The 19,529-nt window shown below is 73.2% G+C and carries 28 protein-coding genes and 1 pseudogene; 14 read left to right on the plus strand and 15 right to left on the minus strand.

The annotated features are described in order from the left end of the window. Positions 1-324: 324 nt before the first annotated feature. Positions 325-540: a hypothetical protein gene (locus ACLBX8_RS09215; protein WP_056522883.1), complete on the plus strand. Its 216-nt coding sequence runs from the start codon at positions 325-327 to the stop codon at positions 538-540. Between the two features lie 16 nt (positions 541-556). On the opposite strand, the gene ACLBX8_RS09220 is transcribed toward ACLBX8_RS09215, so the two are convergent. The 6 genes from ACLBX8_RS09220 to ACLBX8_RS09245 all read right to left on the minus strand — a co-directional run bounded on the left by ACLBX8_RS09220 (position 557) and on the right by ACLBX8_RS09245 (position 5,644). Beyond that, a complete protein-coding gene (locus ACLBX8_RS09220; RefSeq protein ID WP_447715015.1) occupies positions 557-2,032 on the minus strand; it encodes a protein adenylyltransferase SelO in 1,476 nt (491 codons plus the stop codon). Between the two features lie 221 nt (positions 2,033-2,253). Continuing rightward, positions 2,254-3,312 (minus strand): phosphatase PAP2 family protein, encoded by a 1,059-nt coding sequence (locus ACLBX8_RS09225; RefSeq protein ID WP_447715016.1) that lies wholly within the window; start codon positions 3,310-3,312, stop codon positions 2,254-2,256. Positions 3,313-3,436: 124 nt separating this feature from the next. Further along, a complete protein-coding gene (locus tag ACLBX8_RS09230) occupies positions 3,437-3,697 on the minus strand; it encodes a hypothetical protein (protein ID WP_020090990.1) in 261 nt (86 codons plus the stop codon). Between the two features lie 191 nt (positions 3,698-3,888). Continuing rightward, positions 3,889-4,419, minus strand: a complete 531-nt coding sequence (locus ACLBX8_RS09235; RefSeq protein WP_100251589.1) for a MucR family transcriptional regulator — start codon at positions 4,417-4,419, stop codon at positions 3,889-3,891. Positions 4,420-4,780: 361 nt separating this feature from the next. After that, positions 4,781-5,083 carry a hypothetical protein gene (locus ACLBX8_RS09240; RefSeq protein ID WP_020090988.1) on the minus strand — a complete coding sequence of 101 codons (303 nt, stop codon included), beginning with the start codon at positions 5,081-5,083 and terminating at the stop codon, positions 4,781-4,783. A gap of 135 nt (positions 5,084-5,218) precedes the next feature. Next, positions 5,219-5,644 carry a hypothetical protein gene (locus ACLBX8_RS09245; RefSeq protein WP_447698213.1) on the minus strand — a complete coding sequence of 142 codons (426 nt, stop codon included), beginning with the start codon at positions 5,642-5,644 and terminating at the stop codon, positions 5,219-5,221. 96 nt (positions 5,645-5,740) lie between these two features. Here ACLBX8_RS09245 and ACLBX8_RS09250 point away from each other — a divergent pair, with 96 nt between their 5' ends. Together ACLBX8_RS09250 and ACLBX8_RS09255 are read left to right on the plus strand one after the other, a co-directional pair. After that, positions 5,741-6,499: a CDP-diacylglycerol diphosphatase gene (locus ACLBX8_RS09250; RefSeq protein WP_447715017.1), complete on the plus strand. Its 759-nt coding sequence runs from the start codon at positions 5,741-5,743 to the stop codon at positions 6,497-6,499. Positions 6,500-6,583: 84 nt separating this feature from the next. Beyond that, positions 6,584-6,919, plus strand: coding sequence for a hypothetical protein (locus tag ACLBX8_RS09255; protein ID WP_447715018.1), 336 nt, complete (start codon positions 6,584-6,586; stop codon positions 6,917-6,919). A 43-nt stretch (positions 6,920-6,962) separates the two neighbouring features. Here the strand turns inward: ACLBX8_RS09255 and ACLBX8_RS09260 are convergent, their stop codons facing one another. Next, positions 6,963-7,130, minus strand: coding sequence for a hypothetical protein (locus ACLBX8_RS09260; RefSeq protein ID WP_447698216.1), 168 nt, complete (start codon positions 7,128-7,130; stop codon positions 6,963-6,965). A 154-nt stretch (positions 7,131-7,284) separates the two neighbouring features. Between ACLBX8_RS09260 and ACLBX8_RS09265 the strand changes: the two genes are divergently transcribed. Next, positions 7,285-7,530 (plus strand): hypothetical protein, encoded by a 246-nt coding sequence (locus ACLBX8_RS09265; protein ID WP_170868072.1) that lies wholly within the window; start codon positions 7,285-7,287, stop codon positions 7,528-7,530. 15 nt (positions 7,531-7,545) lie between these two features. Here ACLBX8_RS09265 and ACLBX8_RS09270 read toward each other — a convergent pair whose 3' ends face one another. Together ACLBX8_RS09270 and ACLBX8_RS09275 are read right to left on the minus strand one after the other, a co-directional pair. Continuing rightward, the gene (locus tag ACLBX8_RS09270; RefSeq protein WP_020090982.1) at positions 7,546-7,734 is read right to left on the minus strand and encodes a hypothetical protein; all 189 of its coding nucleotides are present in this window, start codon (positions 7,732-7,734) and stop codon (positions 7,546-7,548) included. A 167-nt stretch (positions 7,735-7,901) separates the two neighbouring features. Continuing rightward, positions 7,902-8,165, minus strand: coding sequence for a hypothetical protein (locus tag ACLBX8_RS09275; RefSeq protein ID WP_026604594.1), 264 nt, complete (start codon positions 8,163-8,165; stop codon positions 7,902-7,904). 217 nt (positions 8,166-8,382) lie between these two features. Here ACLBX8_RS09275 and ACLBX8_RS09280 point away from each other — a divergent pair, with 217 nt between their 5' ends. The 3 genes from ACLBX8_RS09280 to ACLBX8_RS09290 all read left to right on the plus strand — a co-directional run bounded on the left by ACLBX8_RS09280 (position 8,383) and on the right by ACLBX8_RS09290 (position 9,365). Then, entirely contained in the window at positions 8,383-8,772 is a 390-nt protein-coding gene (locus tag ACLBX8_RS09280) for a hypothetical protein (protein WP_447698217.1), read from the plus strand. 21 nt (positions 8,773-8,793) lie between these two features. Further along, the gene (locus ACLBX8_RS09285; protein ID WP_020090979.1) at positions 8,794-8,994 is read left to right on the plus strand and encodes a hypothetical protein; all 201 of its coding nucleotides are present in this window, start codon (positions 8,794-8,796) and stop codon (positions 8,992-8,994) included. A 65-nt stretch (positions 8,995-9,059) separates the two neighbouring features. Then, positions 9,060-9,365 (plus strand): hypothetical protein, encoded by a 306-nt coding sequence (locus tag ACLBX8_RS09290; RefSeq protein ID WP_447698218.1) that lies wholly within the window; start codon positions 9,060-9,062, stop codon positions 9,363-9,365. A 58-nt stretch (positions 9,366-9,423) separates the two neighbouring features. On the opposite strand, the gene ACLBX8_RS09295 is transcribed toward ACLBX8_RS09290, so the two are convergent. Then, on the minus strand, positions 9,424-9,828 hold the full coding sequence (locus tag ACLBX8_RS09295; RefSeq protein WP_020090977.1) for a hypothetical protein: 405 nt from the start codon (positions 9,826-9,828) through the stop codon (positions 9,424-9,426). Positions 9,829-10,036: 208 nt separating this feature from the next. On the opposite strand from ACLBX8_RS09295, the gene ACLBX8_RS09300 reads away from it, so the two are divergent. Further along, positions 10,037-10,282 (plus strand): hypothetical protein, encoded by a 246-nt coding sequence (locus tag ACLBX8_RS09300; RefSeq protein ID WP_447680759.1) that lies wholly within the window; start codon positions 10,037-10,039, stop codon positions 10,280-10,282. A 30-nt stretch (positions 10,283-10,312) separates the two neighbouring features. Here the strand turns inward: ACLBX8_RS09300 and ACLBX8_RS09305 are convergent, their stop codons facing one another. Continuing rightward, the gene (locus tag ACLBX8_RS09305; RefSeq protein ID WP_447715019.1) at positions 10,313-11,053 is read right to left on the minus strand and encodes a DUF4336 domain-containing protein; all 741 of its coding nucleotides are present in this window, start codon (positions 11,051-11,053) and stop codon (positions 10,313-10,315) included. A gap of 103 nt (positions 11,054-11,156) precedes the next feature. After that, positions 11,157-11,741, minus strand: a complete 585-nt coding sequence (locus ACLBX8_RS09310) for a YgjV family protein (protein ID WP_447698220.1) — start codon at positions 11,739-11,741, stop codon at positions 11,157-11,159. A gap of 646 nt (positions 11,742-12,387) precedes the next feature. On the opposite strand from ACLBX8_RS09310, the gene ACLBX8_RS09315 reads away from it, so the two are divergent. Next, the gene (locus tag ACLBX8_RS09315) at positions 12,388-13,362 is read left to right on the plus strand and encodes a methyltransferase (RefSeq protein ID WP_447715020.1); all 975 of its coding nucleotides are present in this window, start codon (positions 12,388-12,390) and stop codon (positions 13,360-13,362) included. After that, positions 13,359-14,318: an L-histidine N(alpha)-methyltransferase gene (gene egtD, locus ACLBX8_RS09320; RefSeq protein ID WP_447698222.1), complete on the plus strand. Its 960-nt coding sequence runs from the start codon at positions 13,359-13,361 to the stop codon at positions 14,316-14,318. The genes ACLBX8_RS09315 and egtD overlap by 4 nt, the downstream gene beginning before the upstream one ends. 70 nt (positions 14,319-14,388) lie before the next feature. Here egtD and ACLBX8_RS09325 read toward each other — a convergent pair whose 3' ends face one another. Then, positions 14,389-14,613: a hypothetical protein gene (locus ACLBX8_RS09325; RefSeq protein ID WP_020090971.1), complete on the minus strand. Its 225-nt coding sequence runs from the start codon at positions 14,611-14,613 to the stop codon at positions 14,389-14,391. Positions 14,614-14,818: 205 nt separating this feature from the next. On the opposite strand from ACLBX8_RS09325, the gene ACLBX8_RS09330 reads away from it, so the two are divergent. Continuing rightward, on the plus strand, positions 14,819-15,547 hold the full coding sequence (locus ACLBX8_RS09330) for an SDR family oxidoreductase (protein WP_447715021.1): 729 nt from the start codon (positions 14,819-14,821) through the stop codon (positions 15,545-15,547). A 16-nt stretch (positions 15,548-15,563) separates the two neighbouring features. On the opposite strand, the pseudogene ACLBX8_RS09335 reads toward ACLBX8_RS09330, so the two are convergent. Both ACLBX8_RS09335 and ACLBX8_RS09340 read right to left on the minus strand, forming a co-directional pair. Beyond that, positions 15,564-16,007: pseudogene (locus tag ACLBX8_RS09335) on the minus strand (DMT family transporter). A gap of 43 nt (positions 16,008-16,050) precedes the next feature. Then, positions 16,051-16,500: a DMT family transporter gene (locus ACLBX8_RS09340; protein WP_132368039.1), complete on the minus strand. Its 450-nt coding sequence runs from the start codon at positions 16,498-16,500 to the stop codon at positions 16,051-16,053. A gap of 216 nt (positions 16,501-16,716) precedes the next feature. Here ACLBX8_RS09340 and ACLBX8_RS09345 point away from each other — a divergent pair, with 216 nt between their 5' ends. The 3 genes from ACLBX8_RS09345 (at position 16,717) to ACLBX8_RS09355 (ending at position 19,507) form a co-directional block, all read left to right on the plus strand. Beyond that, complete coding sequence (locus ACLBX8_RS09345; RefSeq protein WP_020090967.1) at positions 16,717-18,726, plus strand: OPT family oligopeptide transporter; 2,010 nt, start codon at positions 16,717-16,719, stop codon at positions 18,724-18,726. Positions 18,727-18,881: 155 nt separating this feature from the next. Continuing rightward, on the plus strand, positions 18,882-19,355 hold the full coding sequence (locus ACLBX8_RS09350) for a DUF2243 domain-containing protein (RefSeq protein ID WP_091676107.1): 474 nt from the start codon (positions 18,882-18,884) through the stop codon (positions 19,353-19,355). Further along, positions 19,352-19,507: a hypothetical protein gene (locus ACLBX8_RS09355; protein ID WP_020090965.1), complete on the plus strand. Its 156-nt coding sequence runs from the start codon at positions 19,352-19,354 to the stop codon at positions 19,505-19,507. Before ACLBX8_RS09350 ends, ACLBX8_RS09355 begins: the two co-directional genes overlap by 4 nt. The last annotated feature ends 22 nt before the right edge of the window (positions 19,508-19,529 follow it).

Consider the following 19,529-nt stretch of genomic DNA (forward strand, 5'->3'; position numbering starts at 1 on the left):
GGGCAGGGCGCGACTGACTCCGCCCGAATCGTCGTCCGTCGAGACCGCTGCGACACGATCGGGAACAGCTCTCGGGCCGGCGCCGCAGCGTGATTCGGTGCCCGAACCCGGTCGACAGCCGCGTCTCCCGAACCGGACCGCTCCGGCGTCGCGGGCCGCGCGACCCCCGCGAAGACCTGCGCGCCCGGCGAGTCCAACCGGGGCCGTATCAAATCAACACATTCCCGTTAACGTTGTTTAACCTTTACACGATCCTTCCGCGAACGATCCTGGCTTTGGCGATATAATCTTGAGTACATGCTTTGTGTCGAAAGGAGGGGGGATATGTCGTATTCGATTCTGGTTCGCGATCTCACCCGCGAGACCGACGGTACTCCCAAACTTCTGGCCTACGACATTCACGACCGCTCGGCGGCCGAGACTCTCGTGTCGGTGATCGCCACTTCGTACCAGGATCACGGTTTCAATCCAGCGACCCGCGTCCACTGGTTTCGCCACGCGGGCGGGCTGCGCGAGATCTTCACGTGGCCGCGGTCCTGACCGGCGGCGCGCGGGCTCAGGTGCCGCAGAAGGTCCGGTAGCCGACGCCGCCGCCCGCGGGCGCCTCCGCGAAGGCGGCGTGGTCCGGCTGGTCGTCGTAGGGGCGGGCCAGGACGGCGAGGAGCGTCGCGAACGGCGCGAAGTCGTCCCGCTCCACGGCGGCCTCGATCATCGCCTCGACCCGGTGGTTGCGCGGGATGAAGGCCGGGTTCTCCCGGCGCATCGCGGCGGCGGTCTCGCCCGGGTCGCGTGCCTCCTGCGCCAGCCGCGCGCGCCACGCGGCCGACCAGGCATCGTAGCGCGTCGGGTCGACGAACAGGTCGCGCACGGCCGCGTCGGCCTCAGGCCGCGCCGCCGCGTCGCAGAGCCGGCGGAACGTCAGGGTGAAGTCGGCCTGGTTCTCGGCCATGCCCTTGAGGAGGTCGCCCGCCAGCTCGGCGTCGCCGTCGCGGGTCTCGGCGAGGCCGAGCTTGCGGGCGAGGCCGCCGTGATAGGCCGCCTCGAAGCGCGGCGCGTAGGTGGCCAGCGCCGCCTCGGCCTCGGCGACCGCGGCGTCCTCGCCCTCGGCGAGGAGCGGCAGCAGGGTCTCGGCGAGGCGGGTCAGATTCCAGAGCGCGATCCGCGGCTGCTGGCCGTAGGCGTAGCGGCCGTTGCGGTCGATGGAGCTGTAGACCGTCCGGGGATCGTAGGCGTCGAGGAACGCGCAGGGCCCGTAATCGATCGTCTCGCCCGCGACCGACATGTTGTCGGTGTTCATCACCCCGTGGACGAAGCCGACGTGCAACCAGCGGGCGACGAGGGCCGCCTGGGCCGCGACGACGCCCTCCAGCAGCGCCCGGTAGGGATTGCCGGCCCCGGCCGCGTCCGGATGGTGCCGGGCGACGACGTGGTCGGCGAGCGCCCGCAGGCCCTCGACGTCGCCCCGCGCCGCGAAGAACTGGAAGGTGCCGACCCGGATGTGGCTCGCCGCCACGCGCGTGAGGACCGCGCCCGGCAGGAGCGTCTCGCGCACCACCGGCTCGCCGGTCGTCACGGCGGCGAGGGCCCGGGTGGTCGGGATGCCGAGCGCCGCCATGGCCTCGCTGACGAGGTACTCGCGCAGGACCGGGCCGAGCGCCGCCCGCCCGTCGCCCCGCCGGGAGAACGGCGTCGGGCCCGCGCCCTTCAGCTGAATGTCGCGGCGGCGCCCGTTCCGGTCGACGACCTCGCCGAGCAGGACCGCGCGGCCGTCGCCGAGCTGGGGCACGAACTGGCCGAACTGGTGCCCGGCATAGGCCGCGGCGATCGGGTCGGCGCCGTCCGGGACCGCGTTCCCCGCGAGCGCCGCGACGCCGTCCGGGCCGGCGAGCCAGTCCGGATCGAGACCGAGCTCCTCGGCGAGCGCGCGGTTCAGCCGGACGAGGCGCGGCGCCGCCACGGGCGTCGGCGGCCGGCGGGCGTAGAAGCGCTCCGGCAGGCGGGCGTAGCTGTTGTCGAAGGGGAGTGCCGTCATCGTCGGGATCTATGGAGCGCGGGGTTGGGGGGCAAGCGGGGCCGTCGGGGCCGCTGGATCCGGGCGGTGCCGTCGGCGCCCGTGGGCGTCTCGGACATCGACCGGAGCCGCGCGGCGGCGACGGAACCGCGGATCGTCTACCGGGTCCGGGTCATCGTCGCGCCTTCCCCGCTCCCTGGCCCATCCGCCGGGCGCGGGGATGTTCGCGGCCCGACTGGTTCTCAGGCGTCGGCGGGCCGGATCGCCTCGAGCGCGTCGATCCTCCGGGTGGCGGGATCGCGCGCGGCGGGATCGGCCGTCGACCCGCGCCGCCGGGCGCGGCAGGCCAGGGCCGCGAGGGCCAGGAGGCCGCCCGCCAGCACGTCCGGCAGGTAGTGACCGCCCGACCCGACGGTCGCGACGATCACGGCGGCGTTCAGCAGGACGGCCAGGGGGCCGAGGAGCGGCACCGGCGCCAGCGCCCAGGCCGTGAGGACCGCGAGGCACACGTGGAAGGACGGGAAGGTCGCGAGGCCGCGCAGGTCACCGAGCGCCAGCGTGTGCAAGGTGCCGGCCCGCAGCCGCGCCACCGGCTCCAGGTGCCAGAGCGCGCCGACCGTCTCCAGGGGCTCGGACGGGACGACCCGCGGGGCGTAGTGGGCGTAGGGGCCGAGGGCCGGCAGCAGGGCGGCGAGGACGATCACGCACAGCAGCGTCGCGGAGAACAGCCGGATGTAGGTCCAGAGCCGGCCGAGGCGGCGGGTCGCGCTCAGCGCGATCACCACGAGCCCGACCTGCGGGCCGCTCGAATGGTAGGCGAGCGCCAGCCACCACGACAGCGTCGGGTGCCGCGCCAGGAACGCCACGTGACCGGTCCAGTCGAAGCCGAGGGCGGTCTCGATGCGGGCCAGCGCGGGATCGACGAAGGGCAGCCCGATCCCGGCGGCGAGGAAGTGCAGGACCGCCACCGGCACCGTGAAGGCGATGAGGAACGCGCTCGCCAGGGCCATGCCGCGCAGGGGCGGGTCGGACTTCACCGTGCTCAGGCAGGCGGCGGCGCTCAGCAGGACGAGGGCGGCGAGGCCCGCGAGCGCGAAGCCCAGGGGCGCGGCGGCGATGCCGGACGCGGCCATCCAGACGACGTCGACCGCGACGATCGCCAGGGTCAGGACCCAGAGACGCGGGTCCGGCGCGGCGATGCCGGTGCTGTGCCGGCGCAGCAGGCGCCACCAGGGACGTGCCGGGTTTCGAGCGCGGACGATGGGCGCGCGGCCGGCGTGAACGGCCCGGTCTGGACGCATGATCCGGCTCACCTCGCCCGACAGGGCCGATGCGCGGCCGGGACGAGGCTCGGCCGCGACGGGGATGCGGCCGCCGGCCGGGGGTGGCGGCGGGCGGACAGGGTTGGGGGTGCGGGGGCGGACTCTACCGGCCGGTCGTCGGGGCGTCGCCCGTGGCCGGGGGCTTGCCGGTACCGACCGCGCCCTCCGTCGGCGGCACGGCGGAGGGATGCGTGACGGCCTCCGTCGCGGTCTTGCCCGGGTCCTTCGTGTCGGCTGCCGGCTTCGGCGCGGTCTCGGCCGGTGGCGCCGCCCCGGGGCCGGGCCGATCCTGCGCCCGGGCCGCGGCCGGAAGGGCGGCCAGCGTGGCGGCGGCGAGGACGAGGGCGGGGATCGATCGGGTCAAGCGTGGCTCCGTCGGGCGGTCGGGTGTTCAACCGGCCCAACGGCTGGCCGCTGGGGTCGTTCCGACGCGCGCCGGTCCGGGACCGGCCGGGAGGTGACGGGTGGGTCCGGCGAGGCCGTACCCGGTCCCGTCATCTCAGGTCCTGACGCGCGGGGCGCCGGCAGTGCGCGCCGGAGCGCGCGGCCGGGGCCTCACGCCTCCGCGGCGGCCTTCCGGGTCTTGCGGCTCTTGGGAGCCTTCGTGCCGGCGCCGGCCTCCGCCGCGACGGTCTCCGCGGGCTCGCTCCGCTTGGCGGCCGGGCCGCGGCGCTTGTGGCCGAGGCCGGCGTTGCGGGCGAACTCGGCGCGCATCGCCGAGTAGTTGGACGCGGTCGTCGGGTAGTCCGGCGGCAGCCCGTAGCGCTGCCGGTACTGCTCGATCGTCATGCCGTTGCCGGTGAGATGCCGCTTGAGCGTCTTGTACGGCTTGCCGTCGATGAAGCTGATCAGGGCGTCGGGCGTGATCGACTTCTTGATCTGCGCGGGCGTCGCCTTCTTGAATTCGGGCTCCGACGTGACCGTCGCGTGCCCGAGACCGGCCAGCGCGGCGTGGACGCCCGACAGCAGCGACGGGAGGTCGGGAACCGGAACGGAGTTGTTGGCGACATAAGCCGAAACAATATCGGCGGTCAGCTCGACGAAATCGATCGGGTCCTGATGCGGTGCAGGATTGCTATCTTCCATGGGCGCCTCTCACGTGGGAGTGATCCATGAACGTGCATTCGCTTCTCGACAGTCAAGTCCTTATCTGCACGAAGATAACCCATTATGCCTGTTATCTACCGAATGGAGTCGCGAATACCAACATAGATCAGTGACGCATTTCGTGCCGGATCTTTCGCCCGCCGGCACCCCGACTGCCGGATCCTCGGGCGCCTCCGGCCGCAGCCGACCAGCCGGACCGGGCGGGGCTCTTCACAAAGCGTTAACCCTGACCGTGGTCACTGACAGGGTCGCTCCGGCTTTGGGGGTAAGAAGCCGAACGACAGGCGGGCCGAGCCCTGCCCCTCCATGCTCGGCCCGCGCCCTCGCGCCGCGGCGACGCTCAGGCGTTGGCCGCGGTCCCGATCGGCGTGGCGATCGCGCCGCGCGTCCCGGGCGGGATGACGGCCTGCAGGACCCGCGCGGGCCCGGCCGCGTAGTCGGCGCGGTAGCTGCGCTCGAGGGTCATCAGGGTGCGCATCGGCGCCTCGGCCAGGTCGAGCAGGCGGGCGTCGCGCCAGCGGAGCTTGGTGAGGCCGGTGCGGCTGAACCACCGCGGCCTCTCTTCCTCGACGAGCAGGACCAGCTTGCCCGTCCACGTCTTGCGGAACCAGAACCGTCCCGTGAGCTTGGCCGCGCCGAACATGCAGCACCTCGCGTGAGAGCCCCTTCAAGGCAACGCGGGTCAAGCTCGGCGGTTTCCGCGCGCGGCCCGTCGTCCGGCACCGGACCGGCGCCGCGGCCATGCGCCGGCGGCATGGGCGGGACGGCGCGACGCGGCTCAGCCGCAGGTGCGGTCGCCCAGATCGCGGCCGGCCAGGGTGGTGCCGGCCGCGGTGCTGCCGGCGAGGGCGCGGTCGGCCAGGATCGCGAGCGGGCGGCCCGCCAGGGCGCCGACGAGCCCGGCGGCGGCCTTGATCAGGAAGTCGTCGAACCGGCCGTGGCGGGTCCCGGTGAGGGTCTGGCCGGCTTCCAGACCGCCGGCCAGGACGACGCTGCCCGCCAGGATCCAGAGCCAGTGCCGCGGGTAGGCCACCGTCATGAGCAGCCCGGCCAGTGCGTAGGCCGCGACGCGCTCGTAGCTGGGATTGGCCGTGACCACCGGGCGGAGGCCGATCGGCACCAGCGTGATCGCGGCGATCAGCGCCACCAGGATCCAGGCCGCGACCCGTATCAGGCCGTGCCACTGCGCGTTCGATCTCAGCATCGCGGAAACGTAACCTCGCGGCGACGGCGGCCGCGTACAACGATGGCGCGCCGCCCGACGTATCATAACGCCGGCCGGGGACCGGAACATCTGATCATGCGTGGTACTCTGGTCGTCGCGACCCTTCTCGCCTTCTCGGTGATGCCGGCCGCCATCGCGGCCAATCCGGTGCGGGACGTGCTCTGGGTGGCGCTGCAGGGCTGCGTGCTCGCCAAGAAGGCCGCGGGCCGGAGCTTTCCCTGCCTCGCGGTCGATCTCGGAGACGCGGCGCGCCCGGGAACGGCGGTGCTGCGGGCGCCGGGCCAGCCCACCCACACGGTGGTGATGCCCACCGACAGCGTCTCGGGCATCGAGGCCCCCGTGCTCCAGGGCCCGCGGGGAGCGGCCTACTGGCGGGCGGCGCTCGCGGCCCGGCACTACGTGTCGGACGCGCTGCAGGGCCGCCTGCCCCCCTCCGCGGTGGGCCTGGAGGTGAATTCCGTGGGCGGCCGCAGCCAGGATCAGCTGCACATCCACCTCGACTGCATGCGCCGGAGCGTCACGGCGGCCCTGAAGGCCCATGGCGACGCCGTCGGCGACAGCTGGGCTCCGTTCCCGGTGCCGCTGGCGGAGGTGTCCTACCTCGCCATGCGGGTCCCGGCGGACGCGGTCGCGGCGTTCAACCCGTTCGCCGCGCTGGCCCGCGTGCCCGGCTGGCAGGGCCACCTGCACGACGCGAGCTTCGCGGCGGTGGAGGCCGATCCCGGGGATCCGCGGGGCGGGATGATCCTGCTCGCCTATCGGGAGCCTGAGGCCAGCGCCGAATACCTGATGGATCACGGCTGTCGGGTGGCGAGGCACGGCCGGGCCGGCTGACCGGCCGCCGAGCCGAGCCGAGCCGGGGCCACTGTTGCTGCTACGTTCTATCCCTCGGGGGCACGAATCGGGCATAGAGCGAGCATGCGCATGCCGGTGTTCAGCTTGTCCGCGATGCTCCTCCTGACCACCGGACCTGCGGTTGCGGGGCCGGCCGCCGGAGCCACCGATCCGGCCGAGCTGGAGCGCGCGTGGCACCGCTGCCTGCGGGACGCCACGGGGCATCAGCCGACGGGGCAGAGCCGCGCCGGCGACGAGCGCAACGCCCTCGACGAGTGCAAGGCCCGCGAGGATGCCCTGGTGGCGGCCCTGATGTCCGGCGCGCGCCCGGCGGACGCCCGCACCGGCACGGTGTGGTCACGGACCTGGGCGGCGTTCGTGGAGCCGCTCACCGCGTGGATCGGCGCGCTGCGGCGCTGAGCGCGTCGCGGTCCCCGCGCCGATCGTGCCGGGTGATACGGCGTCAGGCGCCGCCGATGCCGGTCGTCACCGTGCCGCTGCCCCGGCAATCGGAGCACTGCGCGTCGGCGACCTTGCCGGTGCCGCCGCAGGTCCGGCACAGGTTCTCGCTGGTGCCCGGCGTGCCGGGCGGGGCCTCGTCCTCGGGTTTGGGCGGATCCGCCTCGGCCATCGACAGCCCTCTCCGGACGCCCGTTCCTGACCGGCAAACCGTGTCGGCCCGGCGCTGTTCCCGGTCGCGTGCGTCGTCGAGGCTCGGTGCCGTCCGCGGCGTCGCACCGCGCACAGCCCGGCGAACCGCGGCCCGCGCGGGCCGTTGGCCGACCATGAGCGATCAGACCTCCAAGCCGCACCCGGATCCCGTCACCGAGGCGCGCCGGCGCGAGATGGCGACCGAGCATCTCCTGTTCGGGACGATGCGGTTCCTGGCGCGGCAGAACCCGGAACTGCTGGACGAGCTCGAGGGCAGCCTCGTCCACCTGTGGGATACGGTCGAGGGCGAGGCGCGGGACGATGAGGCCGTGCGGACCATCGCCCGGCGCATGCTCAAGGGGCTGCGGGCCGAGCGATGATCGGCCCGGCCCGGCTCACCGCTGGGCGGCGTCGGTCACCTTGATAGTCGGGATCATCGCCACGGCCTGCGCGGTCACGCGGTCGAACGTCTCCCCGGTCAGGCCCCGCTCCGTCGCGAGCTTCCGGATCCGGTCCGCGTGCTGCGAGAGGGTCAGGCCGAAATAGGTCTTCTCTGCCGCCTGTTCGACAGACTCGTTTGCCACGTGTTCACTCCTGTTCATGGTCGGTGAGGCGCGCTGATTTGGGCCAGGGCCGCCGGGGCTTCAACCCCCGGCCGCGGCCACCGCACCCCGGCCATGAACCGCGGTCATGGCCGGGGCGCCGTCAGGACTACCGTCTTGCCGACGCCCTGCCGCCGCCGGGCCACCTCTCAGCGGTTGCAGCCGATGCAGATGCCGCGGGTGATCGCGTCGTTGCGCTCCTCGACGGCGTCGCGGCGCTCGATGCTGCCGGTCTCGTTCGGGCCGAGGGCGCCGGGATTGGGCACCGTCTGGCCGGTCGCGGCGGTATGGGGCGCCTTGGCGGTGGTGGCGGGCCCGCCGCCGGTGCCCGTCTGGCTCACCGGGTCGGCCCAGGCGGTGACGGAGGCCAGGGTCAGGGCGGCGGCCATGGCGAGAGTCGCGGATCTGCGCATGTGAAGCTCCCAGCACTGCGTGCGTCGGTCTGTGCGAAACTGACGCACGCGCGCGCGAGAAGTTCCCGCCTTCGCGCGCGATCGGCACCCCGGCGCGAGTCGTTCGGCGGCTGAATGCGGCCGTTCACCTTCGGGCGTAACGGCTAAGCCATTTTGAGAACTGTCTTCGCTTCCGAATTCGGGAATCGTGGTGCTGTAACATTCGGAGGCGTACGTCATGAACCCGACCGTCAAGGCCGTGCTGCTGAACGAACGGGCCTCTGTGCTCTCGGCGATCGCGGCGCGTCAGGGCACCGTCTCCGACCTCCTCGTGCAGATCAACGGCGTCGAGAACGATATCTGGCGGCTGCGCCACCGCCTCATCGACATCGAGGCGTACCTAGTCGGGCATCGTGTCGAACTGCCGGATCTCGGCGAAGGGCAGACGGAGAGTGCGAACGGGACGGAGGTTCTCGTTCCGCGCAATGCGGCGCCGCAGGCCCCGACCCGGTCGGTCGAGGTGATCGGCCTGCCGACCTGCAAGCCCCTCGGCGATTTCGTCCGCCCGAAGACGTCCGCGCGGAAGGCCCAGGCGGCCGCCGGGCCCCGCCAGGTCGAGACCGCCTGAGGTCGTCCGGGGATCACGCCCATGCACCGCATCCGCCTCGCCCTTCGGCGGAGGGCCCCCGTGCCGCCGGCGCCGGCGCTGCCCGAGAGCCTGACCCGCTACGTGTCGCCGCCGGCTCCCGAGGCCGGCTTGATCACCGCGCCGCTCCGGGACATCGGCATGGCGCTGCTCGTCGGTGTCGTCGTCGCGCTCGTCGGCGGCCGGATTCTCGAAGCCTGGTAGCCGGTCCTGACTGTGTCCCGGCCATGGCCTATGAGGATCGGTGAGGATCCCGAGGGGGTGGACGGATGGGCAACGGCGACGGCAGCGGCGCGCCGAGCGCGAAGATCGCGGAGGTTCAGCGCCTGGCCACGGCGCTCGCGGCGCGCGTGCGCTACGCGCAGCTGGTAGGCCGGCCGGTCTACGAGGCGCAGATCTCCGCGCTGGTCGGCGCGGCCCGCCTGATGGATGAGGAGAGGGCCCCCTGGCCGCCGATGGTGGAGGAGGTGCTGACCGAGCTCGCCCGCGCGATCGAGGGGACCGAACCCGCCGCGGAAGGCGAGGTGGACGATTCTGGGGGAGACCCGGCGAAGGACGCGCCCGGACATCCCTGAGCGCACTGCTCCCGTCGCCACACCCCCATCGCCACCCCCGTCGCCACCCTTGTACCGGTCATCGCGCGATCGCGCCGGACCTCCGGCCGGGATCGCCCGGAGATGGGCCGCGCCTGTCGCGCGCCCTCAGCCAGATGGCGGCATCCAGCATGACGACGGGCGCCACCGCCAGGGCCGCGGCCAGGGTACGGTTGCGCCGCGGGTTCGAGGGCGTGGCGCGGGCCGCCAGCAGGCCGGCATCGAGGAGATCCCCGCCCACCCGCAGGCCGAGATGCCGCTCCGGCTCGGCGGCAGCCAGGATCGCCGCGCCCGAGGCGATCTCGCGCAGGCCGTAGAGCTGGATCAGGCCCTCGTGGCCGTCGAGGCCGGTCGCGGCGGCGACGCGCCGGGGCGCGAAGGTCTCGGCGAGGCCGAGCCCGATCCCGAACCAAGCCAGCCCGCGGGCCATCTGCCTGTCATCCATCTGCGATCCTGCTCCGCGCGGCCACCGGTCCATGGTTGGCCAACCGGGCGGTCCCGGCCGTGTTCCGGACCGCCGCGAAGCCGGAACTTCGGGGCGAAGGGCTGATTGATCAGTGTGCCGGCACGGAGATCCGCGCCGTCGCCGCGGTGCGACGATCGCCTCCGGTCGCACGCCCTCAACCCGCTCGCGTCGTGAAGGCGATGGCCGCATGATCCTGAGCCTGCAGGCCGTGCAGGTCGCGACCGGCAGCGACGATGCCGAGAGTCAGCTCGTCTTCGCCGACGGGTTCCTGGTCGCGGTCCTGGTCCGTCTCTCGGCGCAACACGGGGCCGATGCCGGGAAGTGGTTCCTCGAAGCCGGGTTCGGCCCGATCGATCCCCTCGCGCCGCCGCTGTTCGCGGACCTGCCGGCGGCCCGGGCCTGGATCATGCGGAAGCTGATCGCCGCGGCCTGACGGCGGCGACGGCGATTCTCGGGGCGATCCTCAGGACGGCGTCCCGAGCCAGCGGAGCGAGCGTCTCAGCCGGGCCGCACCGTCCGCGGCGAACCAGAGTCCGTGCGCGAACACGACCCGTTCCGGCGCCAGGCCGACGAGCTCCGCGGCCGCCCGCGCGGCGTCGCGCCGCCGGAGCCTGATCACGAGGCGCAGGTAGGGCGGCGTCTCGCCGTGCGGCGGCGTCATGCGGGCGAGGCGCAGGAGCGGACGCAGCAGCGCCGGCATCTTCGCGGGCTCCAGGTTGAGGACGAGGTCGGTCAGGATCAGCGTGCGGCTCGCGCCGTGGAAGAACGCGACCTCCCGGAAGCCGAACCCGCCCGGCACGACGACCTGACGCAGGTCCGCCGCCCAGTCGGGCGGCGGCGCATCCTCCAGGACCCGGTCGACGCGCAGGCCGGCGCGGCGGACCTGGCGACGCTCGCGGAGGTTGGGGGCTGCCCAGGTCAGGGCCTCCGGACACTGGGTCTGCCAGTCCTTCAGGAAGGTCCAGTGGGCGATGTTGGGCGCGACCAGGTGGCGGATCGGTCCGAGCGCGGCGATCGCGCGGTGCAGGCCCGCGTCGTAGCGCGTGGGGGAGTGCAGCCAGACCGATCCGTCCCCGAGACGGACGACGGTCATCCGGACGGGCAGGGGGATGCCGAGGGCGCGGAGCGGCCCGCTGTCGACGATCCAGACGCCCTCGGCCACCGGCTTGAGCACGTCGAGGGGTGGATAGGTCGCGTCCGGCAAATCCCGCTCTCTTCCTCGGCCGCGGAACGTCACGCGCCCGCACTTGTGCAACGGCGGGGCCGCGGCGGATTTCCCGGATCGATCGCCGCAGGGCCGGGGCGTCTCACGCCCGCGCGCAGTCGGGCGCGATCGGCTCCATCGGCGGGACCGGGGCGGCGCGCAGCAGCGCGATCGCGAGGCCGAGGATCGTCAGCACGTCGCAGGTCAGTCCGAAGACCGAGCCGACCAGGAGATTGTGCCCGGCCCAGCACAGCGAGGCGCCGAGGAAGAGCTGGCGCATCGCCTGCGGCGCCGCCTGGAGCCGCGCGCCGGTGGCGAGCAGCGAGCCCGCGGCCGCGCAGGCCGACGGCCAGCCGTTCCACGTGGCCGCCGTCAGGCACGCCGCCGCGAGGGTGCTCGCGGCGAAGACGGGCGGCACCCAGCCGCCCCGGCCGGGCGCGCCGACGCAGCGGAGAGAGACGAGGCTCTGCAGCACCGAGATGGCGCACATCGCCGTCCCGGTGAGCGCCCCGAGCGTCAGGTAATGCGCGCCGAAGCAGGCGGCACAGGCCGCCGAGGCCGCGAGGATCCAGGCGCGCCGCGGCATCACCCCCGCTGTAAAGCCCAGGATCAGGCCCAGCGACCCGAACAGATCGAGGTGCGTCGCGGCGGCGGCGGACCAGGAATACAGGAATGATGCGGCGTTCATCGTGCGCGACCGGCCGGCGCGGGGGCGCCGTTTCAGTCGATCGCGCTAGGATCGCACGGTAATCGGATGGTTAACGCCGCCTCCGGCGACGATCGCGACCCGGCGAGCGTGGCCGCGCCGCCGCACCGCGGTCCCGCGCGGCGACCCGCCGTGCCCGCATGTCGGTGGGCCCGATCATCGGTCATTCCGTGTGTTGATCGGCATCATGTGAGTATTCAATCAAAACAAGATGTTTGAACTCCGGGATTAACATAGATCATGGGCCGATTCGCGCGTATTGCGAAGGGAACAATGCCTGCGGCTTCCGGTTCTCCGGGCATTCGAGTCGGGACGACACCGCGGCCGGTCGGGCGGGGGTGCGCGCGCCCGCTACCGGTGGTGTGAACCGACGCTCAGATGCAGCTTCCCACGTATGACGATCATCATCCCGTCGCCGCGCGGTTCCGGGACTTCATCGGGCTTGGACGACGCCCGCATCTACCTGGCCCTGCTCGCCTTACTCTGTCGGTACCGCGCGGTACCGCGCGCAGCCGGGCCTGTTCCGGATCTTCGCGGTGCTGTTCGATTTGGGACGTCCGGCAGGTCGCCGCCGGTCGCGCGTCGGGCGCCTTCGTGATGCGCCGGATGGACAGCTGAGGGCCGACCGATGACGCGTTCCGTTCCGATTGCCGTTCCGTTTCCCGAGGACGAAGAGGCGGTGCTGGCGCTGGCGCGCGCCCTGCGCGAGACCGGCTACACCTTCACCACCGTGACCCCGGCCACCCACGCCCACGTCAATGCCCGGCCGCGGCACGCCGAGGCGCGCAGCCTGCGCGACGTGTTCGGCTGGAGCCGGCCGTTCCGCGCCGACCTGGTCCCGGAGCCGATCCTGCGCCTGATGCGGGCAGCCGGCGCCGTGATCGAGGACGGCCCGCTGCTGCGGCCGACGCTGCGCGTCTCCAGCCTCGACGGCGAGCTGTTCGCCCATTCCGCGTATCCCCCGAGCGCGGCCGACGCGGTGTTCTTCGGGCCCGACACGGCGCGCTTCGCCGCGGCGGTGATCGCGCATCTCGAGGCGCGGTCGCGGCCGGTGCGCCGCGCGGTCGATATCGGCTGCGGCTCGGGCGCGGCGGGGATCTGCGTCGCCAAGCGGGCGCCGGGCGCCGAGGTGGTGCTCGTGGACATCAACCCGGCGGCCATGCGGGCGGCGCGCGTCAACGCCCGGCTCGCCGGGACCGACGGGGTCGATGTCCGCCGCAGCGACCTGCTGCGCGACGTCGAGGGCCCGTTCGACCTCATCGTGTCGAACCCGCCCTTCATGATCGACACGGCGGAACGGGCCTACCGGCACGGCGGCGGCCCTCTCGGGGCCGGGCTGCCGCTCGCGGTGGCCGAGCAGGCGGCCGGGCGGCTCGCGCCCGGCGGCAGCCTCGTCCTGTTCACCGGCGCGGCCATCGTCGACGGGGCGGACCCGTTCCGCGACGCCGTGGCCGACCTCTGCGACCGGGCCGAGCTGGAATGGACCTACCGCGAGTTCGACCCGGACGCGTACGGCGAGGAACTCGCGACGCCCGCCTACGACGCGGTCGAGCGGCTCGCCCTCGTCGTCCTGACCGCCACGCGCCCGGTGACCCGGCCATGACCGACAGCATGACCGACAGCTCGACCGACAGCTCGACCGACACCTTCCTCCGGGACGCCCTCGCGGGCCTCTCCGCCGAGCCGAAGACGCTGCCTGGAAAGTATCTCTGGGACGAGACCGGCTCGGACCTGTTCGACAGGATCTGCCACAGCGCCGACTACTACCCGACCGCGCAGGAGATGACCGTCCTGCCGCAGGTCGCCGCCGACGTGGCGCGCCGGGTGACGCCGGGGGTGACCGTCGTCGAGTTCGGCAGCGGCGCGAGCCGCAAGATCCGCACGCTCCTCGACGCGCTGCCCGAACCGGCAGCCTACGTGGCGATCGACATCTCCGGGGCGTACCTGGAGGCCGCGATCCGGCGGCTCGCCGCCGATTACCCCGGCATCCCGATGATCCCGGTCTGCGCCGACTACTCGCAGCCGGTCCAGCTGCCGCGAGGTGCCGGGCCGGGGGGCATCCTGGGCTTCTATCCGGGAACGAGCATCGGCAACTTCGACCCGCGCGGGGCCCGGCAGTTCCTCGAGCGCGCGCGCGCCACGCTCGGGCCGAGCCTCTTCCTCGTCGGCGCGGACGGCACCGCCGACCCGGACCGCCTGCAGCGCGCCTACGGGCGCGCCGACGGCCTCATGGCCGCGTTCCACCGCAACATCCTGACGCGGCTGAACCGGGAACTCGGCGCCGATTTCGACAGCGACAATTTCCGACACGCCGTGCGGATCTGCCCGGACCCGCTGCGGGTCGAGGCCCACCTCGTCGCGACCCGGCCGGCGACCTACCGGCTGGGGGGCCGGACCATCGCGTTCGCGGCCGGGGAGAGCGTCCGGACCGACACGTCGCACAAGTACCCGGCGGACGCCTTCCGGGCGCTCGCGGCCGAGAGCGGCTGGCAGCCCCGCGCCCTGTGGACGGGGGAGGGCGGAGATTTCAACCTCCACCTGCTGCAGGCGGAGGCCTGACCCGGCGCGGAACTCTTCTCGCGACACGCTCGCGCGCGCCGGGCCAGTAGTTAATCCGGCGGCGGGCGCTCTAGACGGCCTCGATCGGCGCGTGCTTGCCGTCGTGGGCGGAGCCCGACTCCATGCTCCGCGTCTCGCCGGCCTGCCGCTGATCCCGGGCCGGCGGCGGGTAATCCGTCAGCGGGCGCCAGGGGGCGGACGGAGTGCCGAGGCGCGCGCCGGACGGCCGCATCGACATCCAGATCGCGACGGCCATCCACGGGACGACGAAGAAGACGAAGGCGGCGAGCCCCACGGCGATCCTCCTTAGGTACGGTGACGCCGGGAGAACGCCGGAACAGCGGCCGCGGATCCGACGCGATCGGGCCTGGAGCCCGGCGCGGTCAGAACCTACAAGGATGGGCCGCTCGGCCGGGCCCACCGGACCTGATCGGCGGCCCCGCCGGGCGCGGCCCGGTCCGGACGCCCGCGCGGCGCCGCGCAGCCTGCTGGAGCGAGCAATGGCAGATCTTTCCGGAAAGACGGTCCTGGTCACGGCGGCGGGTCAGGGGATCGGGCGCGCCAGCGCGCTCGCCTTCGCCCGCGCCGGGGCGCGGGTCCACGCCACCGACATCAACGCGGACGCCCTCGCCGACCTGCGCGCCGACACCCTCAGCACCGCGACCCTCGACGTGCTGGACGCGGAGGCGGTCGGGGCCCTGGTCGCGCGCATCGGCGCGGTCGACATCCTGTTCAACTGCGCCGGCACCGTCCACGCCGGCACCATCCTGGAGATGCGCGACGACGAGCTCGACTTCGCCCTCGACCTCAACGTCAAGGCGATGATCCGCACGATCCGGGCGGTCCTGCCCGGCATGCTGGAGCGCCGCGACGGCGCCATCGTCAACATGGCCTCGGTGGCCTCCTCGGTGAAGGGCGTGCCCAACCGCTTCGCCTACGGGGTGACGAAGGCGGCGGTGATCGGCCTGACCAAGGCGGTGGCCGCCGACTATGTCGGCCACAACATCCGCTGCAACGCCATCTGCCCCGGTACGGTGGAGAGCCCGTCGCTGCAGGAGCGCATCCGCCAGCAGGGCGACTACGAGCAGACCCGCGCGGCCTTCATCGCGCGCCAGCCGATCGGCCGGCTCGGCACGCCCGAGGAGATCGCCGAACTCGCCGTCTACCTCGCGGGCGCGACCTACACGACCGGCCAGGCCGTCGTGATCGACGGCGGCTGGACGATCTGATCCGCCGGGGCGGGCCTCAGAACCGGGCGACCAGCGCCACGCCGCCGATCATCAGGGCGCCGCCGAGGATGCGCCACAGGCCGGTCTCGTGGACCTTGAAGCCCACGAGGCCGAAATGGTCGAGCAGGATCGACGTGACGACGCCTGCGGTCACGATCAGTCCGAGAAAGGTGGCGGCCCCGATCCGGGCGGAGACGGAGAGCTGCGCCATCGTCAGGCCCGCGCTCATCACGCCGCCGAGCCACGCCTACCAGGGTACTTGCGCGAGGCGTTCCAGCGTCGGCCACCCGTACTGCCCCGTCACCAGCATGGCGACGCAGATCGCCGCGACGCTGACGACGAGGCTCACCACGCCGGCGAGCAGCGGCCGCGCGAGGGACTTGGCGAGGCCCGCGTTCTGGCCCGGTTCGATCGCGGTGGCGATGCCCGCGAGCAGCGCGAAGCCGTACAGGAAGAGCATGCTGGGATCCTGAGGGTGCGAGGCGTTCGGATCGACGGTCCCGTTAGAACGCCGCCACGAGGGTGACGCCCGCGACCATCAGCGCGCCGCCGAGGATGCGCCAGCGCCCGGCGCGGTGGCGCGCGAAGCCCACGAGGCCGTGATGGTCGAGGAGGATCGAGCCGACCACGCCCGCGGTGATCACGCAGCCCAGGAACGGCGCCGCGCCGACTTTCTCGGAGATGTAGAGCTGCGCCAGGACGACCGCCGCCCCGAGCACGCCGCCCGGCCAAGCCCACCAGGGCACGGGCGTGGCCGCTTCGGCCTGGGAGCGGCCGCGCAGCCGGGCGACGGCCATCGCGGCGAGGAAGCAGGCGATCGCGAGGCCGAAGCAGAACAGGCCGGCCAGCATCGGCTGCCCCGTGACCTTCGCCAGCGTGGCGTTCTGGCCCGGCTCGATGGCGTTCGCGACGCCGGCCACGAGGGCGATGCCGTAGAGATACCACTTGGACAAGGCGGCGCCTTCCCGTCGAGGAGCGGATCGCACCCGGACGGGGCGGTCTGTTGCCAAACCCGCCGCCGCGCCGGGTGACTGCATCACAGGCCCGGTCGGCGCCGGGACAGATCGCCCCAGGGCGGGGCGGGGCAGGGTGAGGCCGGGCGGGCCGGGCGCGGCGCGGGAACGTTTCCGGCCCCTCGCGTGCTGTGCCTGTGGCAGCCCGAGTGGACGATGGACGCCCGCAGCCCGACGATCACGCCGACGACGCAGGACCGTCAGGCCGAACTCACCCTGCGGGGGATCGCGCTCGGCGCGGCCATCACGGTCGTGTTCATGGCCGCCAACCTCTACATGGGCCTGAAGACCGGGATGACGTTCTCGTCCTCGATCCCGGCCGCGATGATCTCGATGGGCGCGTTCCGGCTGATGGGCGGCGCCGGCATCCTCGAGAACAACATCGTGCAGACGCAGGCCTCGGCGGCCGGCACCCTGTGCAACGTCATCCTGGCGCTTCCCGGGCTCGTCCTCGTCGGCCACTGGCACGGCTTCCCGTTCTGGCAGACCACGGCGGTCTGCCTGTTGGGCGGCCTGCTCGGCGTCGCCTTCTCGATCCCGCTCCGCCGCGCGCTCGTGTCGGGCAGCGATCTCCCCTATCCCGAGGGCATCGCCGCCGCGGAGGTGCTCAGGACCGGCCACGAGGAGCAGGGCGGCCACGGCCTGCGGGACCTGCTCGGGGCCGCCGCGGCCGCCGGGACGATCGGGCTCGCCACCACGGGGCTGAAGGTCCTGGGCGAGGGGCTCAACGGCGCGGTCAGCCTCGGCGGCGCGGTGTTCCGCACCGGGACCGGCTTCTCGCTGGCGCTGGTCGGCGTCGGCTACCTCGTGGGCATCGGCGCCTGCCTCGCGCTGCTGACCGGCGTCCTGATCGCCTGGGGGATCGCGGTCCCGATCCTCACCGCCCTGTCGCCCGATCCCGCCAAGTCGGCGGGCGCGGCCGCCGAGGCGGTCTGGTCGGGCCAAGTGCGCCTCATGGGCGCCGGGATCATCGCGGTGGGCGGGCTCTGGACCGTGGGATCGCTGGCGCGCCCGATCCTCGGGAGCATCCGCGCCGCCCTGTCGGGCAGCGGCGGTCTCGGCAAGGATCACCCGCGCGAGGACCGCGACCTGCCGATCACCTGGGTGGCCGCCGCGACCCTGGGCCTGTGCGTGCCGCTCGCGCTGCTGTTCTGGGCCTTCGCCGGGGCCGCCGACCTCGGCGGCCTGACGATCGTGCTGGCGGTGGCCGCTACCCTGTTCACCGTCCTGTTCGGCTTCCTGATGGCGGCGGCCTGCGGCTACCTCGCGGGCCTGCTGGGCTCCTCGTCGAGCCCGATCTCGGGGATCGGCATCCTGACCACGATGGCGACCGCGCTGCTCCTGCCCCTGGTCCTGGGGCATTCCGCCGGGCCGGAGGGAGACCGGTTCGTCACCGGCATGGCGCTGCTGCTGACGTCGGTCATCATCACCACCTCGTCGATCGCCAACGACAACCTGCAGGACCTGAAGACCGGGCAGGTGCTCGGCGCCACGCCCTGGCACCAGCAGGTCGCGCTCATCCTCGGCGTCGGGGTCGGCGCCGTGGTGATCGCCCCGCTCCTGTCGCTGCTCTACGAGGCCTACGGCTTCGTCGGTGCCCCGGCGCGGGACGGGCAGGACGCGGGGAGCGCCATGCCGGCGCCCCAGGCGGCCCTGATGACCCAGATCGCCAACGGCATCACGCACGGCGAGTTGCCCTGGACCATGGTGCTGATCGGCGCCGGGCTCGGGGTGGTCCTGGTGGCGGCCGAGACGTGGCTGAAGCGGCGCGACCTCACCTTCCCGGCCCTGACGGTCGGCATCGGCATGTACCTGCCGCTCTCGGTGGAGATGACGATCGCCATCGGCGGCATCCTCGGCTGGGTCGCCGAGCGCCGGCTGCGCGCCCGGGTCGGCGCGAAGGGCGACGCGAAGGCCGACAGGACGGTCGGCACCGCCCGCCGCCGGGGTGTCCTCCTCGCGTCCGGGTTCCTCGTCGGCGAGAGCTTCGTGGGCGTGCTGCTCGCCGGCACCGACCTCCTGGCGGGCCACAGCTCGGCGATCGCCGTCGCAGGCAAGGATTTCGCGCCCTACGCCACCGGGCTCGGACTCGCGGTCTTCCTGGCGGGGCTCGCCGTCTACCTGCGGATGGTCTCGCGACCGGAAGCGGTCCCGCGGGAGGCGTGACGGATCCGCCGGCGCCCCGGGCGGGTTCCCCGCAGGACGCCGTCGCCCGCGCGGCCGCGGCCTCCGCCACGCCGGAGTTGCGCATGAGAGCGGCTGACAGAGCGGCTGACAGGGCGGCTGAGAGAGCGGCCGACACCCGGGAGCGCGTCTTCCCCGTGAGCGCCGGCATCCTGTTCGGGCTCGGCCTCGGCGGCTTCTTCGACGGGATCGTGCTGCACCAGATCCTGCAATGGCACCACATGCTGAGCAGCTGGTACCCGATCGACACGATCCCGAACCTCGAGCTGAACACCCGCTGGGACGGCCTCTTCCACAGCGCGACCTACGTCTTCGTGGTCCTCGGGCTGTTCCTCCTCTGGCGCGCCGCGCACCGCACGCACCTCTACTGGTCCAGCAAGCTGCTCGCCGGGTCGCTCCTGATCGGCTGGGGCCTGTTCAACCTCGTCGAGGGCCTGATCGACCACGAGATCCTCGGCGTGCACCACGTCAACGAGCGGGCACCGCCGGAGCAGTGGCTCTACTGGGACATCGGCTTCCTGCTCTGGGGCGGCGCCATGCTGGCCGCGGGCCTGGGCCTCGTGGTGGTCGGCAAGGGCGAGGAGGCGTCGCTGGCGCGGAATCCCGCGTGAGGGCCGCCGGTCCCGGCCTGCGCCCGGTCCTGCCCTGGCTCGCCCTGGCGGCCGGCCTGATCCTCGCCACCCTGCCGGCCTGGCGGCCCCTGGTCTTCGGGACCGCGCTCACCGTCGAGGATCTTCTCACGCTCCGCTGCCTGACGCGCTGAATCCCGCGTCCCGGCCCGTTCC

This window comes from Methylobacterium sp. D48H (genome assembly GCF_053345715.1).

What these genes read in the sequence shown, in the direction of transcription:
- ACLBX8_RS09215 (WP_056522883.1), top strand. Translation starts at nt 325, where the DNA reads ATGTCGTATTCGATTCTGGTTCGCGATCTCACCCGCGAGACCGACGGT.
- ACLBX8_RS09220 (WP_447715015.1), bottom strand. Translation starts at nt 2,032, where the DNA reads ATGACGGCACTCCCCTTCGACAACAGCTACGCCCGCCTGCCGGAGCGC.
- ACLBX8_RS09225 (WP_447715016.1), bottom strand. Translation starts at nt 3,312, where the DNA reads ATGCGTCCAGACCGGGCCGTTCACGCCGGCCGCGCGCCCATCGTCCGC.
- ACLBX8_RS09235 (WP_100251589.1), bottom strand. Translation starts at nt 4,419, where the DNA reads ATGGAAGATAGCAATCCTGCACCGCATCAGGACCCGATCGATTTCGTC.
- ACLBX8_RS09240 (WP_020090988.1), bottom strand. Translation starts at nt 5,083, where the DNA reads ATGTTCGGCGCGGCCAAGCTCACGGGACGGTTCTGGTTCCGCAAGACG.
- ACLBX8_RS09245 (WP_447698213.1), bottom strand. Translation starts at nt 5,644, where the DNA reads ATGCTGAGATCGAACGCGCAGTGGCACGGCCTGATACGGGTCGCGGCC.
- ACLBX8_RS09250 (WP_447715017.1), top strand. Translation starts at nt 5,741, where the DNA reads ATGCGTGGTACTCTGGTCGTCGCGACCCTTCTCGCCTTCTCGGTGATG.
- ACLBX8_RS09255 (WP_447715018.1), top strand. Translation starts at nt 6,584, where the DNA reads ATGCGCATGCCGGTGTTCAGCTTGTCCGCGATGCTCCTCCTGACCACC.
- ACLBX8_RS09260 (WP_447698216.1), bottom strand. Translation starts at nt 7,130, where the DNA reads ATGGCCGAGGCGGATCCGCCCAAACCCGAGGACGAGGCCCCGCCCGGC.
- ACLBX8_RS09265 (WP_170868072.1), top strand. Translation starts at nt 7,285, where the DNA reads ATGAGCGATCAGACCTCCAAGCCGCACCCGGATCCCGTCACCGAGGCG.
- ACLBX8_RS09275 (WP_026604594.1), bottom strand. Translation starts at nt 8,165, where the DNA reads ATGCGCAGATCCGCGACTCTCGCCATGGCCGCCGCCCTGACCCTGGCC.
- ACLBX8_RS09280 (WP_447698217.1), top strand. Translation starts at nt 8,383, where the DNA reads ATGAACCCGACCGTCAAGGCCGTGCTGCTGAACGAACGGGCCTCTGTG.
- ACLBX8_RS09285 (WP_020090979.1), top strand. Translation starts at nt 8,794, where the DNA reads ATGCACCGCATCCGCCTCGCCCTTCGGCGGAGGGCCCCCGTGCCGCCG.
- ACLBX8_RS09290 (WP_447698218.1), top strand. Translation starts at nt 9,060, where the DNA reads ATGGGCAACGGCGACGGCAGCGGCGCGCCGAGCGCGAAGATCGCGGAG.
- ACLBX8_RS09295 (WP_020090977.1), bottom strand. Translation starts at nt 9,828, where the DNA reads ATGGATGACAGGCAGATGGCCCGCGGGCTGGCTTGGTTCGGGATCGGG.
- ACLBX8_RS09300 (WP_447680759.1), top strand. Translation starts at nt 10,037, where the DNA reads ATGATCCTGAGCCTGCAGGCCGTGCAGGTCGCGACCGGCAGCGACGAT.
- ACLBX8_RS09310 (WP_447698220.1), bottom strand. Translation starts at nt 11,741, where the DNA reads ATGAACGCCGCATCATTCCTGTATTCCTGGTCCGCCGCCGCCGCGACG.
- ACLBX8_RS09315 (WP_447715020.1), top strand. Translation starts at nt 12,388, where the DNA reads ATGACGCGTTCCGTTCCGATTGCCGTTCCGTTTCCCGAGGACGAAGAG.
- egtD (WP_447698222.1), top strand. Translation starts at nt 13,359, where the DNA reads ATGACCGACAGCATGACCGACAGCTCGACCGACAGCTCGACCGACACC.
- ACLBX8_RS09330 (WP_447715021.1), top strand. Translation starts at nt 14,819, where the DNA reads ATGGCAGATCTTTCCGGAAAGACGGTCCTGGTCACGGCGGCGGGTCAG.
- ACLBX8_RS09345 (WP_020090967.1), top strand. Translation starts at nt 16,717, where the DNA reads ATGGACGCCCGCAGCCCGACGATCACGCCGACGACGCAGGACCGTCAG.